The organism is Pseudomonas sp. App30, assembly GCF_047947025.1.
In the GTDB taxonomy this organism is placed as follows: domain Bacteria; phylum Pseudomonadota; class Gammaproteobacteria; order Pseudomonadales; family Pseudomonadaceae; genus Aquipseudomonas.
The window spans coordinates 1-18384 of record NZ_CP133166.1; the positions used below are offsets into that span (position 1 = coordinate 1).

Sequence of the window (18384 nt, forward strand, 5' to 3'; positions counted from 1 at the left end):
GCGCATGGCTGTGCTCCCCTGATCAGATAGCGACAGGGTGCGGGGGGGATGGGAAAGATCCAGCGCAAAGCTGAACCGGGCGCCATCGTTTCGGCGTGGCTTAGGGGGCGCGGGGATGCGTGGAGCGTGAGGATCGTTACTTGGGCGCTAAGTGTGCGGCCATGCGTTCCAGCATCTCGAGGGTGAACTGCCGGTTCTCGTCGCTAAGCTTGTCCAGCAGCGCCGTGATTACCTGAGCCTGGTCCTGTGTGCGGGTGCTAATGGCCATCAACAGTTCGGCGGCGGGGCATTCGAAGATGTCCGCCAGCTGCAGCAGTTTGGCTACAGAGAGATCGACCTGACCGCGTTCCAGGCGCGAGACCGCCTCGGCGCCGATATCCAGCCGTACGCCAACCTCCTCTTGGGTCAGGTTGCGGGCAAGCCGAAATTTGGCCAACTGGCGACCGATGTGGCGTGGGCTAGGCTGTTTGACGGGCAACGGGGCACTCTCCAATTCGACCCGTATGGTTGACCATCAACCCGCGTATATGAACGCCCTATAAGGTTGACTAGCAACCTATCGGGGCGTATTTAGCTTAGAAAGAGAGACACGACCTGTCAGCACGAGGAGGCAAACATGGACCGTTCCGATGACGTCGACATGACGGCGCTGGAGATCAAGGCCTACGAGCTGTTCCTGGCGACTCACGTGGAGCCGGACAACCTGCAGGCAAGGGAGGCGTTGGCCAGTTGGGTCAATCAGAGCTCGGCGCATTGGCAGGCGTTCCGTGCCCTGGACCAGCATCTGTACGAGGTGGCCCTGCTGCTGGCGCATGCCCAGCACGATCTTGCCCGCCAGCAGTAATCAGGGTGTGGATGAGCTGCAGTGGCTGCACGCCGGGCAGATGCCGGCCCAGCGTGAGCCTCGCGTTGAGCCGGCGCGATTCCACCGACGTCCACTCCCTCACTCCGCTTTGCGCGCGCCTTTCTTGCCGCCAGTCTTGCGCGCCGAGCCGTCGCCCTTGGCCGGCTCGCTGGCTTTCTCACGCATAGTCACCGACGCCAGGCGGTGTGGCAGGATACCGATGCGCCGCGCTTCCACCTTGAACGTTACCCGCGCATTGTCCTCGCTGTCCTCCCACTCATCCTTGACCGTGCGGCCCTCGACCAGGATGCGCATGCCCTTCTGAAACAGCGTGCTCCAGTGCTCCGCGTCCCGGTGCCAGAGCTCCACGGGCGCCCAGTAGCCGCCGCGATCCTCATAGCCGCCCTCGCGCGGCACCGGGTTGTCGAAATACACGTTCAGCCGCAGCAGGCGCCGCGGCTCGTCGGGGTTGGTGTTGAATTCCTGGAATTCGGGGACGCTGCCGATGTTGCCTTCGCCGACAAACAGAGTGCTCATGGTTGCTGCTCCACGGTGGGGGGAGGGGAGTGATCGAAGAGGGTTTCGGCGGCCTGCAGCTTGGTCGCGCTCGCCGTGGCGTGCCGGTGCAGCGAATGCAGGCTGCTCATCTGCAGGTTCAGGGTGATGCGGTTGACCTCCAGCTGCAGCAGCGCCTCGCGCACCGCCTGCGCCAGCTGTGGGTGTGCCATCGCCCGCTGCCACACCAGTGCGCCCATGCGATTGAAATCACGGCTGCGCCAGCGCAGGAAGTTTGTGCCGGCCGCGCTGCGCTGAACCACCAGGCGCAGGTCCAGCAGCGAGAAGGGTGGTTGCGCCACGATGGCCAGCAGCACGCTCATCAGCTCGGCCACCTGGGTTTCCAGGCGCAGTGCGGTATCGGCCAGTTGCTGCAGCTCCCCCTTACCCTTAAAAGGCTTTAAAAGGCCTTTTAGGGAGGCACCCTGTTCGAACTGCCGATAGGCATCGGTTGACAGGCGTCGGGCGATCGCCTCGGCGAGGGTCATGCCACACCGCCTTCGGGCTGGACAGCCGGTTCAGCCGCCACTTGCTCGTCTGGTGCCTCGTCATCGAGCTCCGCCTCATGAGTTACGGCGGGATGGCGTACGGTCGGCGGGGCGAACTGCGAACGCCGCAGGCCTTCGAGGATGTCTTGAGGCGGCAGGCCGAACTTGTCCACGGCGTCGCGCGCACGGGCATTGTTCGCCGCCATGTCATCGCGGCTGACGCCGGCCAGGCGGTAGCGCTGCGCCAGGCCAAACAGGCTACGCAGTAGGTGCGCACCGCGGTCGATCCAGATTTCCATGTCGCTGCGGCCGATCAGCGCCGTGTGATGGGCCAACAGCACCCTCCGCACCAGCGTGTCGTAGTCGGTGAGCAAGTAGACGGCAAGAAACCCCAGCTGGCTGCCGATGAACAACGGCAAGGTCACCGGGTGGATATTGAGGTTGTCGCCGATGTCGACCTGGCTCGGCAGGTCGCGCTCCAGGCGGCCCACTTGCTCTGACAGGGCGAGCATTTCGGCCTTGGCCTGCAGCAGCTTTTCTTCCAACTGCAGCATGAACCAATCTGCGAAGGGATCATCCTGGCTGCTGGCCTGCTTGAGCAGGTTGGTGACGCTGATGTAGCCGGCCATGCCCATGATCGCATGCATACCCTCGCGGGCTAGGCGCCCTTGCCACAGGCGAGCAGCGTGATGGGTGTGCAGCGTGAGGGTGATGCTGCTGCGCAATGAACCCAGGTTGAGTTGGTAGTGGTCGACCATCGCCGGTTCCTCGCCGTGGAGATGGCGCTACCTTGGTTGGTCTCACAACGGTCGACAGCCATCAATGCGAAGGTGCTGGGCTCACATTGGGAGAGCCTGCGGAACTACCTGGAATCGATTTCGTGAGCATGTTGTCCAGCGAGTACCAGGTAACTGACCGTGGGATCGAACCGTTACATCCATGCTCCTGAAGGTCAATGATCGATGATCACCGCAGTAGCACAGATTGGACGCGATCCGATTTGTATCGAATCTAAGGTGTTCCACTGATGAGCCGACAACGCAGCTTCAGCTCTTCCAGGCATGCCCGCGCGAGGGGGGAGGCATTGCGACTGCCCGTTGCCTTCGCCGCACTGCTTGCAGGCGCCGAAGGTCGAACAACCGCCACGGCCGGTGTTTGTCCAGTAACTTCGCTTCTGGCCGCCCACAGGGTGAACTCACCTCGACAGGCGCGTTTGATCAATCCCATCAGGTAGGCGATGGGTTTGCGGATCTCACCCCGGGCGCACCGCACCGCCGCCTCATTGATGACCGCTTGGCGCTGTTCGGGATCGAGCTGGTGTAACGCCTGCGCCGCCATGCGCTGCTCCCCCGGGCTAAGCTGCAGGCCGTCCGGCCATTGCGACGATCCGGCGCTCGCGAGCGGTACTGTACTTTTTTTGCTTTGTTCTTTTTGTACAGTACGCGCAGTGCCTGGATTCCGAACGGCTAATGAATCCTTGGTGATGCCACTGAGTTCGGGATGCTCACCCACGACCGCTGCGGCGCGAACGGGGTCCAGACTGGTCCGTTCGGAATCTTTTGGCGCGCCGGGTTCTAGCGCCAGGACCTGTTGCGGTGAGGTGGGCCGCGCCACATCAAAATCCTGCAACGCGTCCCCAGGCACGGCAGGGTCTGCGCGCAGTTCCTCGAGCACATGGCGGCCCACGTCGCGCACGCCTTTGGTAGCGTGGTTAAGGGCTTGCTTAATGAGCGCCATATACTCGGTGTCTCGAGCGATCGCTTCTGCGGGAGTCAGCGGGGCATCGTGCAGCTCGTAGACGCAACCCCGCAGGCAACCATGCTCGTCTCGTGCGCGCTCGACCAGGGTGAGCCAGCGCGTGACCCGCAATACGTTCAAAGCCCGGGCGATGGTCTCACGCGAAGCTTGGGCGCCGCAGGGGCTGGTGGCCAGATAGGGCTGCAGGTCCTCGTAGCGCGGGGCTCGTAGGTTTTTTTCGCCGACCAGCCAGCGCAGCACCTGCCAGGTATTGCGCTCCAGCGGGGTCAGGCGACGATCCAGCAACAAGGCTCGTGGCATCGCGTCATTGCCGCGGTAAACAAAACCCGGCTCGCCAGTTTCAGCCGTCGCCATGGACGCCTGCTCGCCGGCCTGTCGCGCCTGCTCTTGCTGCAACCGCTCCAGAACCTCATTGGACTGGCGCACGACGTCACGCCAATCGACACTGTAGAACTTCAGCATGGCGCACCTCCGTACAGCTCGATCTGCTGCCACACCAGCGTCAGGCTGATGTGCTGCTCTTCAGCCAGCATCATCATGGCGTCGAGTGGGTCATTATCCGGGTCGTTCGCCCGCAACTGGCTCCAGCGGTTCCAGACGGCATGCTCCTGAGCTTCGCTAAGCTGAATCGGCCGGCCTCGGTGCGTCTCGATCTGCAGCACCCGGCGACGCAATGCGGTTTCCGAATGGTCCAGGCCAAAACAGCGGTACATGATGCTGGAACTGGCACCCAGCTTGAGGGCGCGGTTGATCAGGCGCTCGTTCTGCTCATCGCGTTCAGCCTGGATGATCAGCCGACGCAGCACCGTGAGGTCGACCTTGATCTCCACCCAGGAGATGCTCGAATGCGCCAGGTGCGAAAGCGTGGTGGGCGGCAGGGATTGCAATACCTTGATGTCCTCGTCGTCCAGGCCCAATGCCTTGCAGCGTTGCAAGCGGCCATGGTGCAGCTCATGCAGGACCTGGTTGAGCATGGCGTGGTTCAACAGATTGAAGGTCGTACCCATGGGGCACCTCCGGTTATTAGCGAGCGGGCGACAGCAGTAGTTCTATCAAGCGTCGGGACGTGCGAACCAGCGAGAGGGCTTGTTCGAACTGGACATCGGGCAGACGCTCAAGCTTTTGCGTCAAAGCAGGGCGCCCCTGCAGAGGCAGGTCATAGATGCCCGTCAGTAGTTGGCCAAATAAGGCCGCCGGTAACTGCTGGCGTTGCTCCTGGTTGACGTCATCGTGCAGGCGCAGCAAGGCTGCCAAGATCAGTTGGATACCGATGCCGCGGGTGTTTAGTGACGCAGCTGGCTGAGCACAGAGAACAAAGCCCAGTCCGGTCTCTGAGGGTTCGACCAAATGCCGGGCCTCGGCGTAACTGGCCAGCTCTGCCGCCAGCGCGAGGCAGTTGTTGCGCAATTGATCGACGTCAGTGTGTTCGTTGGCCAGCGCTGTCAAGGCGCCCACTGACGCCGGCCGGTTTGCCGGCGGCTGTTGGGGAGCTCGTAGCGCCGATGTGGTATCAGAGGTGAGGGCGTCTCCCGAATCGACGTCAGGTTGCTCACTGCCAGCTGCCGAGGTGGGGGACGGGTTATGGCCGTCGAGTGTCGTGGCAACCTGGCGTTCAGCGTGCTGCACCGAATGAGGTTCCAGATCGGGGGAGTCCGGTGATGTCAGTGGCTGAGGGAGCGGTGCGGGCGATAGCGACGACGGTGCCACTCCTGGAACGCTCACCCCAATCGGTTGGTCCTGCAGCAGTTCCAGCGCCAACAACCGAGGGGAGCGCTCCAGCGCGGTCGCCATCGTGTCGAGGAGGGCGTCTTGCACCCCGCAGACGTCCAGTTCCCCAATCGCTTCGTCAAATCCGGACAGGACTTCAACCCACAACGGGCCAAAGCCACTGACATCCACTGCCAAACGATTCCAGGTGGCCTGTGCACGACTGCGCAAGGAAATGACGCGTTCGATGGCGTGTTTGCCGAGGCCTGCATAGAGCCGCTGAGGAATGGCGGGGAGCAGGTGGATCAGAGTGTCGAACATGCGACTGATGTGCGGTTGAGAGATCGGGTAGCCGTCCTTGCTCAAGCGGCTTGCCAGTTCACGCTGGCTCAGTGTGTTTCCATCCTCCTGCAGCAAATCCCTGGCTTTGGCCACGGCCAGCGCTCGTTCAATGAAGGTCAGGGGGCCATGCAGGTCGCTTTCCGCCAGGTGGCCCAGTAAGGCATGGGCCTCTGATCGCCACGGCCGGAACAGGCAGGAAATGCGGAAGAAACGCTCGTCCCGGGTCTCCTGCCACAGTTCGCCGAGAATGCTCAAGCGGGTGTTGCCGCCATTGCTGATGATGAAGTGGCGTTCGTGCGGTCGGCGGGTAATTGACGGCGGCTGGTCCAACCCGCGCTCGCTGATGGACGCTTTAAGCTCCTCGTACAGCGGGTTGCGAATGAACCGCGGGTTGTGATCATACGGGCGCAGTTGCTCCAGGGTCACCACCATCGGTGTATCACAGGTAGGATCTGCCGGTTGCTCCAGACCAGGCGTGCTGGGAAAGTGGGAGTGCTGCAGCTTGCGAGTGATTTCCTCGCAGGTCGGTGTCTTCATGAGGGCAGCCCGGGTCAAGCCACGACCGTGGACGGACGCGGCACGGTGGTTGGAGAATACTCAGGAAGCTGTCTTGCGCCTGTCCGAGCCGGGCGCTGCCTTGATCAGTTGGCCGCGCCATTGCGGAAACAGTTCCAAGGCCAGCTCGCGCATCACCTGGGCGGCTGGACAGCCGCGGCTGCCCCGCACGGGGTGCGGCTCGACACGGTGTACCGGCATCCCGAGGGTGGCGGCATTCAGGTAGGCCACGCGGTCCGGAATAACCGTGTCGCAGAGGCTGACGTGAACATCCTCCGCAAAGGTCGTTTGCAGACTCTGCATGATCAGGCGCGTGTCCCGGCGGTTAAAATTGACCTGGTTGAGCAGCAGTTTCACCGGCGGCAGCGACACCCCCAGGTGCCGGTAGGGCTCCAATTCCTCGAATAGCCCCAGGGTTCCGCGGCGCAACTCTCGCGCCGCGAGCATCTCGGGTGGCAAGGGGCACAACGCGCAGCCCGAGGCGAGGATGGCCATTTCGACGACGACGCTGCGAGCGCCTTGGGTGTCCACGACCAGCACGTCGTAGTCATCCGCAAAGGCTGGCAGCAGGTTACGCAGGCGCAGGCGCCCATCGGGTGCATGCAGCAGCAGGGTATTGAGATGGCCAGCACGATCATTGGAGACGATTAGATCAAGGCCGGAGATCGCCGTGGCGCTGACGATCTGGTCGGCCACGGTGAGGTTCTGCGCGATCAGCTCGTAGCTGCCGGCGGCGCGGGGATGGGGCAGGGCATAGTAACTGGACAGCGTCGGCTGGCTGTCCAGGTCCAACAGCAGAACGCGCAGACCGGCGTCGGCCAGCAAGCCACCCAGGTTGGCGGCGACGGTCGTCTTGCCGGCGCCGCCCTTGGTTGAGATCAGCGAGAGAACGTCCATGGCGTCAGTCCCGGATCGACAGGCGATCTTGCACCCACTGCTCGATTTCCAGCGAGTCCCAGCCCACCGCGCGGGTGCCGATGCGCCGGCATTGCGGAAACATGCCGGCTTTCATCAGGTTGTAGATGTGCGAGCGCTTGAAGCCGGTTTTCTGTTCGACCTCCTCACGACGCATGATGTGGCGATCGGCGGAGGCTGCGATGGTGGCAGGTTGCATGATGTCACTCCTTAGCGCCGGTTGGCGCGTGGTGGGATGTGACCTTCAGTCAATGTAGGAAATAGGGAAAAGTCATTGCCAGGCAATTGCAGGTATTGCCTGGCAATGGTCTGCAGGCCTTAGTCCTCCCGCTCCAGGCAGCGTCGAGCCTCGGCAAATTTCCGATCAAGGGTGGTTTTGCTCAAGCCTCGAACTTTGGCGAAACGGCGGGTGATTTCAGCGATCACCGCTTCTTGGCTTCTGTAAATGGACTGGACCTGGCCGTCGGGTGACTTGCCTACCGTCACTGCCAACACTGAGCCAATTATCCGGCAGTAGCCAAGGGTAGAGTCCTCGTTGGGTTCGTCTGACATGCCTTGTCGGACCAGCAACGCCTGGAGCTTGCTGACCTGCGACTCCAACTCTGCAGTGCGCACAGCGTGCAGCTGGCGAAGCTTCAGCAGTTCACGCAGCGCGACATCCAGTTCTGATTTTTGCGCCAAATGGGCGCCCAGCGATACGCACTGTGTATGCTCATCACTGGGTGAAAAGAGAAATCTGGGTTTGTCATCGGGATGGTCGCGCTCCACCCACCTTCTCAGATCTGATCGACGAACCATGTAATAGGCTCGATTAACGTTAGTGTCGGGGCGAATCAAGCGACCTAGATACCACGCCGGCAATTCACCACAGGCAATCGCATCGTAGATCCGTTCGGTGTAGCTGTGCAGGTATGGCCATTGCGGGAATAACCCCTGCAGCTTTTCTGGGTTGAAGAAAGCCATTCTGAGTATTTCAGTGGCATGATCTGTGAGGTTGCACCACTCAATAGCTACTTCGATGGGGTGGTAGTCAGATTTGAGCGAGAGCATTTGTACATCCTCCCTTGAACTCTCAGTCCATGAGCAAGGGCGTGTCCGCAACTGCATCTGGCGGATTGCCTGCGTCCGCGACCAGCATATGGAACCGAAGTTCAAAAAGATGGATCCCGGATCCATTTCAAGACTGCGTATGAGGATTCGGGTTCACGCGCTTACAGTATCAATAGCGATACAAATTTGAAGGGCATAGGATTTTTATTCAACATCCTCCCCAGGCGAACTAGCAAATTTTCTTGTTTTCAATCAATTGAGAAATGGATACACGCTGCGTCAAAAAAGAATCATTATCAGCTTCGAAATATCCAGTTACAAAATGCATTGCACACTCGTGGTGGCAGTGACCCGATGCCGTTCACGCTGCATAGGGCGTTTCCGAAAAGCGAATGTTGCAGCAACGTCGCCTTATGGAACAGGTAACTACTTTGGAGGGCGATATTCTGCGGCAGAGGGCAGCGCTCCTAGTCAGATTTTGGCAAGCTATCCAATACCAACGGCTGCCTGTAGCTAAGGCAACCTCACGTTCCCACTCTCACCGATCTGGTCAGTGGCGCGCGTTGATCGGCTGAAGGTAATTCTTGAATGGGCTAGCCAACGGTGCCTCTTGGTTTGGCGGTAGGCGTCGCGTTTTTCAGCTTCTCCGGGATACCACCTTGATTAGTATTCTGGACAACTGATCGATTGAGTAAGGTTTGTGCAAAAGCTCGAATCCATCAGATCCATGCTGAGCAAGCACATGGCTGTAGCCCGACGTCAATATTACCGGCAGAAGCGGATGCTGCTTGCGAAGCTGGCGCGCCAGCTCGACTCCAGTCATGCCAGGCATGACGACATCAGAAAATATGACGTCGAACCGACCTGGATCTGCTTCCAACTCTGCCAGCGCCTCTTGGGCATTGCGAGTAAGCAATGGCAGATATCCCAACTCCTCCAACGCCTGAGCGGCGAAGGTGCCGACATCGGGGTTGTCTTCGATGATCAATACGCGCATGCCATGACCGTTCTCCAGCATTGGGTCCGAAAGCTCATCGTGGGTGGCAATCGCAGGTTCAGGGACACGCGGCAGATACAGAGTAAACGTTGTACCACTGCCTAATTCGCTGACAACTGCAATTTCTCCCCCGGATTGCTTCGCAAAGCCGAACACCTGGCTTAGCCCCAACCCAGTACCTTCGCCAACCCCTTTGGTTGTGTAAAACGGTTCAAAGATTTGTTCCAGATGAGTAGCGGGAATGCCCATGCCGGTGTCAGTGATGGATAGCGCAACAAAATCTCCCGCCGATGCGGCATGAAGTCGAACGGCAGGCACGCTTTGTACAGCATGCACTGCAATTGAAAGCTTGCCTTCACCAGCCATGGCATCCCGAGCATTGGCGACCATATTGACCATCGCTGTATCGAATTGGCTGGGATCGGCATTCACGAAGCACGGTGCTTCAGAGAGATTGATCGAGATGTCGATACGTGAGCCGGTCAGAGTGGCAATCATATTGCTTATCGCGCGGACGTTATCGCTGACACTGAACACTTCCGGCAAGAGTGCTTGCCTGCGCGCAAATGCCAATAACTGCCCGGTCAGTTTTGCGGCTCGATTCACCGTTTCCGAGATGGCCGCTACGTACTTAATCCGCCGTGCCTCTGTCAAATTGGGACGCATCAACATGTCTGTGGATGAGCGGATAACCGTGAGTAGATTGTTGAAGTCGTGCGCAACGCCCCCGGTCAATTGACCAATGGCCTCCATTTTTTGTGATTGACGTAACGCCTCGGCTTGCTCGCGCTCAAAGGTGACATGTCGACCGGCAGCGTAAATACGATGATCCTGCACCGACCCCATCCAACTGAACCATTTGTAACTACCATCCTTGTGCAACAGGCGGTATTCGAAGGGAGTGACCAGGGCGGCCTTGGCCATTTCCTCGAACCCGACACTCGCCACCGATAGGTCCTCAGGGTGGATAAACTCGGAAAGTGTTCTCCCCACCAGCTCTTGCTCCGACCAGCCAAGCTGTTCAGTCCAGCGCAAATTGACTTCGTCGAGGCTGCCCTCGGGGGAAGTGATCATTAGCAAATCCTGAGACAGTCCCCAAGCTCGATCTCGTTCTCGCGTACGAACGGCAAGGCTGCTGGCCTGGTCTTTTTCGGTCGTGATGTCCCGAGCACTGCAATACACTTTCCCCTCTTCCAGAACTGCCACCCAAGCGAGCCACCGATAGCTGCCATCCCGGTGCAGATATCTGTTTTGAAACCTCGATACTGGACGCCCGTTAAAAGCCTGGGCGAAAACGGCTTGGCTGGCCGACAGATCATCTGGATGGACGAGGGAGAGAAAGTTTGTGCGAAGCTCGTCCGGCGACCATCCTAAGACGATGTGCCACGCAGGATTTAAGGCTTCGACCCCTCCATCCAGCGCAACCACAGCCAGTAGATCCGGGCTGAGTAACCAGGTGCGGCTGCGCTCCGTCGCTCGTTCATTGACCTTACGCTCCAGCTCTGCGTTCAAATCGCGCAGCTCATTTTGGCTACGCCGCAACGCTTGATCAGACCGGTGCCGCTCGATGGCCAACGCGGCGGTTTGGGCAACGACAGAGAGGGTCTCAACGTCGGCCGGTGTCGGAGATCGTGCCTCTGCGTAATAAACCGCGAACGTGCCAAGCACAATCCCATCGGCCGCTTTAATCGGCATGGACCAGCAAGCGCGCAGGCCATGAGAAGTTGCTAGCTCGACGTAGCCCTCCCAGAGGGGGCTGGTGGCGATATCATCGACGTACACGGGGGTTCCCCGTACCGCAGCTGTCCCGCAGGAGCCAATACCTTCGCCGATCGCTATGCCATGAATCGCTTCGTTATAGCCCGCGGGCAAGCTCGGCGCCGCGCCGTGGAGCATGTATTGGCCGTCGTCGCTGAGAAGTAGCACGGAGGCATACATGTTGCTGCTCTGTGCTTCCACATCAAGCAGTAGGTCGTTCAATACGTCGGTCAGCGCCCCACCGGCGGCAATATGGCCGAGGACCTTGCGCTCGCGTTCAACAAGCGCTAGCGGTGAGTACTTGCCCTCAAGGAGGCTCAGGCCAATCGTAGCCTTGGCTTTGGGTTGCTCATTCACGGCTGAACACGCTCAACATAGGATCGTTCGGTGAATAATGGGAGCACGAACGCTGGCGCAGCGTCTATAGAGAATAGCTGGATCAGCATTCGACCGATCATTGCCCACGAGTTCACTGTTCGGTCACAACACAAGCTGCGCAGCTTTTTCAACAATAAACCGCAGGCGCTAGGCGCGAGCCGTAACCTGACGTCGACGGCTGATTTGACCCCGCCCAGTCTTTGAGTGACCAACGCTCCCGGAGTTGGCGTCACCACGCCGTGCGCTTGTGGCCGTTTCTGATGGCAGGGCGAGAACCATCGTCTTTGCCAGGTTGCTGCAGGAGCGCTGCCTAGACGAATGTGCGATTGCCCAGGTCGCCGTGTCGTCTTATAGATTGAGCCGTCTGACTCGGAAAGCGTTTTCCGGCCAAGCCGCTTTTGATTGGGGCTGAAATGGCTCAGCCGTTTTTCCGTTGATACTCCATGAGTACATAGGCTTTCAACTGCAACAATGTCATATCCTCAATGTGATCAGGGACCGCGGGGTAATCCACAATGTACGATCCATCAGGCAGCGAGATTGTCGTTACCAAATTCCAGTACGGCCACCTGTCCATATTTCCGCAGTTAAGACCTACCAATCTGTATGTGCTCATGGACGATCCTTTAGACGCGGGATTCACAAACCTCGGCCCGCTTGAGTGTTGACAATCCGGACCTGCAAATTATCCTTGAAGTCTAGGATCCAAAGTAGAACTGTTGCAATGGTCGGGGTCTGACGATCCGACCGTCCGGATTTTTCCTGCTTGGCGGATGCTGACTTTTTGTATGGGATGTCGACATTCCACGGCCGTTGGGATGGACGCTGGCAGGTTGCTTCCCCCTGGGGGCGGTTTTGACGATCATATGCAGATCGCGGCATCTCCCGAATGTATGACAGAAAGGAGATGGCCATGGGCAGCGCCATTCATTTGCTTTCCGCGTGGAATCAGAGCTGGTCCCTGCAAGCAGGAGAAGTGAGGTGCAGGCGCTGCCAGTTCGGCCAACGGCAGTCAAACCGTGCCACTGCCTTTCCGCACGGCGATCAGTGTCCGCGACATGCGCAGGTGGATGATCCGTGGGGAGAGCTTGACGAGCTGTCTCGGGTGATTGCCCAAGCCGGCCCCAGTGCCGGCTGGTGATGCAGCACCTTGCCGAGAGGGTGATCCGCTATCTGTGTCGTAGGCAGCCAGCACACCGCTGCACCTCAACCTTTTCCGTTGGAGCGCCCGTGATTGCCAGCCTGACGAAAAGGATCAAGCGATGCTCCCGCGTCTGCATCCATCTGAACAAGCGGTGAAGCATCAACGCGCCGTGTTTTATTCAGAGTGACCGCGCTTTCCATGATTTCATGCAGATCCCGCCAAGGATAGGCTTCATGCCCTGCTTGGCTGCACGTTGGCCAGTGAATGAAGGCCTCTGCCTTATCGAAGGCCTTTTGTCGGGCCCCGCACACCACGCAGTCGACGGTATCGACCCTCGATCGCCACACTGCGTTCCATTGTGAGATTCGAAGGCTAAACATGATTACCCCAGTTGACGGGCATCCTTGCCATATCTCATCAGAACAAGCATGGCACTATGGCATACGGGCTGCGGATTTAACTTGTTCGTTCGTCTGACGCGCGATGTAATGTTGACCACTTTTTCTCCAGGATGGCCCTGGAAAGATGGCCAAGGCGGGGCAGGGGATGCAGTGCATGGCGTGGGGCCAGGGAACCGAAGTCGAAGCAGCTACCGCAGTTCTGGAAAACGGCCCGGATTCAGCGGGTTGTAGGGGCACACCGCTATAAACGAAATCACGGCGCTACGGGGATGATCGTACTATTGAGCAAGTGATGCCATTTACGCAAGGCCTCGACCTCCCGATGCTGGGCTGTAATCCCTGAGGCGGTGCGGGTCTCGCCGGCCAAGGCCAGTCGAGCATTTTCCCGAATGGCGTCTCGAACCTCTGTGCTAGCCAGCTGAAGTGCCTGCCTAAATGCCTCTGGGGTTCTCATTCTGTGTCTCCTGGCCAAAGCGTCAACGGCACGCCACGTGTCATAAGACCACACCAGCTTGTGCTCATGCCTGCTTTCTTCACGCATAGCCGACGGGGGGCAATCACCGCAGCCGGGGGCATGCCTGCTAGCGCCCAGGAAACGGAGGGTCTTAGCGGCAGATGAGGGGCGGAAAGGGTGAGGCAGGGTCTGGGTGATGATGCGCAACACGTTCAACTCGAGGTGATGAGCCAGCGCAGGCTGCTGGACGCCGGCCCGGGACGCCATCTGCAGGCACTCACCCTGACCTCGTTTGTCGCAGCAGGGTACGCCGAAGGACAACAACACCGGCAGGCGCTAGCGAGACCGCGCTGCCTGTTGAAAGCGCAATCGAGGGAGGATCGTGTCAGTTCCGCACAGCAATAATTCCATCACCTTCCAACCACCCTAGGCTGCGCGTTCTTCGTGAGGGTCGGCAGGGACATGCTCCGCCACGACTATTCGGTCTAAAACTACCTTGAAGACCTCAATCCGATACATCCGCCGCGGCGTTTTTCCGCAACCGGTCCAGATAGTCAGCCCACTGCTGGGCAGCTTCCCGGCGCTGCACCAGCAGTTGCGCACGGGCATATACGGCGCCCAGCGCGCCCGGCATGCGGTGTGACAGCGACAGCTCCAGCACGATGGGGTCGATGCCCAGGTGTTCGTGGGCGATGGTGCGGTAGGTGGCGCGAAAACCATGGGCGGTGATGTCGTACTCCGGCCAGATCTTCTGAAACGATTTGAGCATGGAGGTCGGGTTGATCGGCCGGCCGGGATAGACCGGCGAGTCGAAGACCCAGCCGTTGCCCTCATCATCCACCACGCGCGTCTTGCGCAGCTCGCGCAGCAGCACCAGGGCCTGCTCGGGCAAGGGGACGATGTGCTTGCTGCGGTCCAGGTGCTTGGTTTTGCTGACCACATAACGCCAGTCGGCGCCGACCAGGTCGACGTCCTCCCAGCGCATCTTCACCAGCTCGCCGGGACGCACCGGCAGCATCACCAGCAGACGCATGGCCGCTGCCACGGCGCCGGTGCTGCGCTCGTCGAGGCGCAGCAAAAAACGGCCGAGGTCCGCCGGCCGCTCGATCGCCGGGTTGCTGGTCACCACATGGCGAATCTTCAGTTCCTCGATGTTGCTCAGCGCCACGTTGCGCTCGACCCAGCCGCGCCCTTCGGCAAACCCCAGCACCGCGCGGATGATGGTGCGGACCCGGCGTGCCATGGCCATGATGCGCTGGCGGCGCAGCTCGGTGAGGATGGCGGTGATGTGCTCCAGCTTGATCTCGCTGACCGGCTTGTCGCCTATGCTCGGCAGGACGTGATTATTGAGCGCACCGGTGAATCCCGAGACGGATTTGGTCACCAGTTCCGCGGACTTGAAGTTCAGCCACTGCTCGGCGACATAGCGGAAGGTGCGCGCCTCGTTGAGCAACTGGGCCTCGAGCTTGGCCGTCTTCGCCTTGAGCGGGGCGATATGGTTGGCCACGTCGCGTCGCGCCGCGCGGGCGATGTCGCGTGCTTCCTTGAGGCCAATGTCCGGATAGCGGCCGACGGCAAACAGGTTTTCCTTGCCGTGCAGGCGGTACTTGAGCCGCCAGTACTTGGACGCCGGCTTGCCGGCTTTCAGCGAGGTCTTCACCTGGAGGAACAGGCCGGGGACTTCGCCATCGGCGTACTTGCCCGATTGGTCCACCGAGCGGACGAAGGCGTCGCTGAGTTTGCGCCGAAAAGCGGGGGGACTGTCAGGGGGCATTTGTTGGGGGTACCGTTTTCGTCAAAATGAAGAATTACCCCAAATATACCCCCAGAGGTCTTGGAAATCAGTGGATTTGGACGGACGGCAGTGGACAGGATTTAGCTATAACTTATTGTTTTATAATGAATTTATGGAAGTCAGTGGAACTTGATCACAGGCTATCGGGGTCCCCGAAGAACATTTGGACAGAGCTCTAGCAAGCGGGTTTCAGCTGAAAAAATCGAAGTTATACCCCCACTTGTACCCCCAGTCTCACCGCGTGGATCCGGGATCGAGAATGGCTATTTCTGACAGAACGACAAGTCGGCAGCGGATGGTTTTCAGGGTACAGCTAATCGTGGCTAGATGTAGAGAGGGGCCTATCCAACCGTCCGTTTCTGGCCCTAAGCAACTGGCCGCGACTGACCGCTATCAACCCGAAGCTGCCCTTCAAGGACGGGCAGTAGCCGCCGTTGATCTGAGAACCTCAACATTTCGGTCAATACTGCACGGGGCCGAAGTGTCCTCTATACCCGACCTGAGTGAGTACCAAACGATTAATGCATTGGATGCTTACCAAGTCGTTCTCCAGCGGACGTCCAAACAGGGCAAAATTTTTGATTGTGTATGCCTCTGCGTATTTTTCCCGATCAGGATGGCAGCGCCGCAGTGACATACCATAGGCGGTTTCAAAAGGATGGCCGCCAGTGCGAATCAAACTAAAGAACGACGGGTAAATTATACCGTCGAAGCCCGCTTCTTTGGCGGCTAATGCGATTGCTCTGGAAATCGCATAGGAGTGGGAACGTGCCAGGAACAGCATGTGGATAGCCATGTCCAAACTTTCAAACTCCGTCACATCTTCTTCGAGTAGGTGAGTAAGATCCAGAAGTCGTAAGTTCCGCTTGGGCTCCAGGGTGGCAACGTAGATGTCGTCATCTGTCGATGCTCGACATTCATGGATGCAAACGTCGATGTCCTGCGATCCGTACATGATAGGAAAGCCTGGCGAGTCGAGTCGCCCCTTTCCAGCGAGTGCAGTAGGTGGGCTGTCGTACTCTGCCGGATCAGCTGGACGTTGTGGGCAGATTCGTAGGCGATAAAATTTCTGCCCTATTTCAAGTGTCTTTTCTGGGTATTCCTTCATTACGCGCTTGATAATTTTCGATCGCTTCAATTCGTCCTGAAGATCCTTAAGTGGCTCGACTTCGCCAACCATCCAGAGGCGTGGGCCGTAGTGGAAGAAGCCAAGCTGAGCAGCCTCCTCAAGAAGCCTGATGTCATCTTTTAGCCAGATCGAGGGCGATATATCGCTCCTCCCAAAGTGATGCTCGTTGCACTGAATAACAGGCGCTGCGCCGTAGTCGCAACGGACGGTAGTACCACCCACAAAAAAACGCCATGCAAGAGCTTCAATAAGCTCCTTCGTCATCTTTCGGCCTTCTTGGCTGTGGCAGTTCGGACATTTCACGTGCTCCTCGGTGCCGAGCTTGAATGCATCTATCCGCAGTCCTTCATCCGTGAAGCATTCAGAACAAAGGAGGGTTTGATTCGTCTTCGCAGTTTCTTCTGCCATAGTCCTACCGTGGATACTTTTATGGGGTGGAACTCAAACTTTAGACCAAGCGGATCGCTCCGGTTTTGGGCTCAACTGAGCCCGGTTGCTATGGTCCGCTTCTGGCCCAGAGTGTGTAAAAACGCTCATGGGCCTCATCGTCCTGGAGCATCGACGTTCGTTCGCACGGTAAATGACGCGGGTCGCATCGGTAGCGACCTGGAGCACGTCAACCCTGTTTTACAGCCTCTCGGATGGGCCGGAATAGCCTTTCTTACGCCGACAGCGCCTTCATCAAACCGTTAGTGCCGATGATTTTCATGACCCTTTTCAAATTGTAGGCGAGCACATTCAAGCTCATCTCCGCGCTCACTCCGGCCAGCTTTCGAGTCAGAAAGTGCGTCGCACCCATCCATTGTTTGAGCGTCCCGAAGGGATGCTCAACCGTCCGCTTTCGGACTCGCATCATCTCCGGTGATTTGCTCAGCCGGTTCTGCATTTCCTCCAATAAAGCTTCATGTTCCCAGCGTCGAATTCGTCGTTCTGTGCTCGGTGTGCACTGCGATTTCAAGGCACAGCCTTGGCATTTCGAACTCCAGTACCGGTGTAACTTCAGGCCTTTTTCAATGCTGGAAAAACGCCAAATCAATGCCTCTCCAGCGGGACAAATGTATTCATTTTTTGAAGCCTCGTAGATGAAGGCGCCATTGTTGAAACGCCCGTCAGCCTTGGCTCCAGAGGTCATCGGCTTGGGCACACAGGCGGTGATACCTGCATCGTGACAGGCTAGGATTTCTTCGCTTTTGAAGTAACCTCGGTCAGCCACTACCGACAGCATTTCTGATGCCATCGCCTCGCGGGCCTGCTTGGCCATTGAGCTGAGTTGATCGCGGTCGGAGCCGGTATTGGTGACCTCGTGCGCAACGATCAAATGGTGCTGGGTATCGACCGCTGTTTGCACGTTGTAGCCCACGATTCCAGTGCCACGCGTCATCATGGAGCGGGCGTCCGGATCGGTCAGTGAGACCTGTTTGTCCGGCGAGTCGTTGAGCCGAACTTCGATCGCCTGAAGTTCTTTCATCTGAGCCTTAAGCTTGGCGATTTTTTCTTCCAGTCGCGCAGCCTTGGGCTGCGCGGCCGCGGGTTCTTGCCGATCGGCTTGGTCGAGCGCAGTCAGATACCGGTTGATGCTCGATTCAATTTCTTCCATTCGCCGTTGCAACTTGGCGCTGGTGAAGTTGCGGTCGCGATTGTTGACGGCCTTGAACTTGCTACCGTCGATGGCAACCAGGTTTTCTTCGAACAGTCCCAGCTGCTGGCACAGCACGACGAACTGCCGGCAGACACCGCGGATGCCTTTGCTGTTGTCTTTTCGGAAGTTGGCAATGGTCTTGAAGTCGGGCATCAAGCGGCCGGTCAGCCACATCAGCTCGACGTTGCGCTGGGCCTCTCGCTCCAGACGCCGGCTTGACTGAATGCGGTTGAGATAGCCGTAGATGTAGATCTTCAGCAGGATTGCGGGATGATAAGCAGGCCGGCCAGTACCGGCCGGTATGACGCCTTCAAAACCCAGCTTGACCAGGTCGAGTTCGTCGACAAAGACGTCGACTACGCGCACCGGGTTAGTATCCGTGACGTAATCGTCGAGGCTTTCGGGAAGCAGGGTGCTTTGGCCTCGATGTTCACCTTGAATAAACCGCTTCATGGGCGATCCCTACGATGAAATC

Annotated in this window: 15 protein-coding genes; 1 reads left to right on the top strand and 14 read right to left on the bottom strand. The window is 58.7% G+C overall.

The window, feature by feature from the left end; genetic code table 11:
• Positions 1-136 precede the first annotated feature (136 nt).
• Complete coding sequence (locus RAM80_RS31010) at positions 137-478, bottom strand: helix-turn-helix domain-containing protein (protein ID WP_416425172.1); 342 nt, start codon at positions 476-478, stop codon at positions 137-139.
• A gap of 138 nt (positions 479-616) precedes the next feature.
• On the opposite strand from RAM80_RS31010, the gene RAM80_RS31015 reads away from it, so the two are divergent.
• Entirely contained in the window at positions 617-844 is a 228-nt protein-coding gene (locus RAM80_RS31015; protein WP_416427707.1) for a hypothetical protein, read from the top strand.
• 99 nt (positions 845-943) lie between these two features.
• On the opposite strand, the gene RAM80_RS31020 is transcribed toward RAM80_RS31015, so the two are convergent.
• The 13 genes from RAM80_RS31020 to RAM80_RS31080 all read right to left on the bottom strand — a co-directional run bounded on the left by RAM80_RS31020 (position 944) and on the right by RAM80_RS31080 (position 18362).
• On the bottom strand, positions 944-1381 hold the full coding sequence (locus RAM80_RS31020; RefSeq protein ID WP_416427708.1) for a single-stranded DNA-binding protein: 438 nt from the start codon (positions 1379-1381) through the stop codon (positions 944-946).
• Positions 1378-1887: a DUF3158 family protein gene (locus tag RAM80_RS31025; RefSeq protein ID WP_416427709.1), complete on the bottom strand. Its 510-nt coding sequence runs from the start codon at positions 1885-1887 to the stop codon at positions 1378-1380. Before RAM80_RS31025 ends, RAM80_RS31020 begins: the two co-directional genes overlap by 4 nt.
• Positions 1884-2645, bottom strand: coding sequence for a PFL_4669 family integrating conjugative element protein (locus tag RAM80_RS31030; protein ID WP_416427711.1), 762 nt, complete (start codon positions 2643-2645; stop codon positions 1884-1886). The genes RAM80_RS31025 and RAM80_RS31030 overlap by 4 nt, the downstream gene beginning before the upstream one ends.
• Positions 2646-2898: 253 nt before the next feature.
• A complete protein-coding gene (locus RAM80_RS31035) occupies positions 2899-4107 on the bottom strand; it encodes an STY4528 family pathogenicity island replication protein (protein ID WP_416427712.1) in 1209 nt (402 codons plus the stop codon).
• The gene (locus RAM80_RS31040) at positions 4101-4652 is read right to left on the bottom strand and encodes a DUF2857 domain-containing protein (RefSeq protein WP_416427713.1); all 552 of its coding nucleotides are present in this window, start codon (positions 4650-4652) and stop codon (positions 4101-4103) included. The genes RAM80_RS31035 and RAM80_RS31040 overlap by 7 nt, the downstream gene beginning before the upstream one ends.
• Positions 4653-4668: 16 nt before the next feature.
• Positions 4669-6231, bottom strand: a complete 1563-nt coding sequence (locus tag RAM80_RS31045; RefSeq protein ID WP_416427715.1) for a ParB family protein — start codon at positions 6229-6231, stop codon at positions 4669-4671.
• Between the two features lie 60 nt (positions 6232-6291).
• Positions 6292-7146 carry a ParA family protein gene (locus RAM80_RS31050; protein WP_416427716.1) on the bottom strand — a complete coding sequence of 285 codons (855 nt, stop codon included), beginning with the start codon at positions 7144-7146 and terminating at the stop codon, positions 6292-6294.
• A gap of 4 nt (positions 7147-7150) precedes the next feature.
• Entirely contained in the window at positions 7151-7363 is a 213-nt protein-coding gene (locus tag RAM80_RS31055; RefSeq protein WP_416427717.1) for an AlpA family transcriptional regulator, read from the bottom strand.
• Between the two features lie 119 nt (positions 7364-7482).
• Complete coding sequence (locus RAM80_RS31060; protein ID WP_416427718.1) at positions 7483-8214, bottom strand: hypothetical protein; 732 nt, start codon at positions 8212-8214, stop codon at positions 7483-7485.
• Between the two features lie 637 nt (positions 8215-8851).
• Positions 8852-11326 (bottom strand): PAS domain-containing protein, encoded by a 2475-nt coding sequence (locus tag RAM80_RS31065; RefSeq protein WP_416427719.1) that lies wholly within the window; start codon positions 11324-11326, stop codon positions 8852-8854.
• A 2525-nt stretch (positions 11327-13851) separates the two neighbouring features.
• Entirely contained in the window at positions 13852-15120 is a 1269-nt protein-coding gene (locus RAM80_RS31070) for a tyrosine-type recombinase/integrase (RefSeq protein ID WP_416427720.1), read from the bottom strand.
• A gap of 481 nt (positions 15121-15601) precedes the next feature.
• Positions 15602-16678, bottom strand: coding sequence for an RES family NAD+ phosphorylase (locus tag RAM80_RS31075; protein WP_416427721.1), 1077 nt, complete (start codon positions 16676-16678; stop codon positions 15602-15604).
• Positions 16679-16931: 253 nt separating this feature from the next.
• Positions 16932-18362, bottom strand: coding sequence for an IS1182 family transposase (locus tag RAM80_RS31080; protein ID WP_416427722.1), 1431 nt, complete (start codon positions 18360-18362; stop codon positions 16932-16934).
• Positions 18363-18384: the final 22 nt, after the last annotated feature.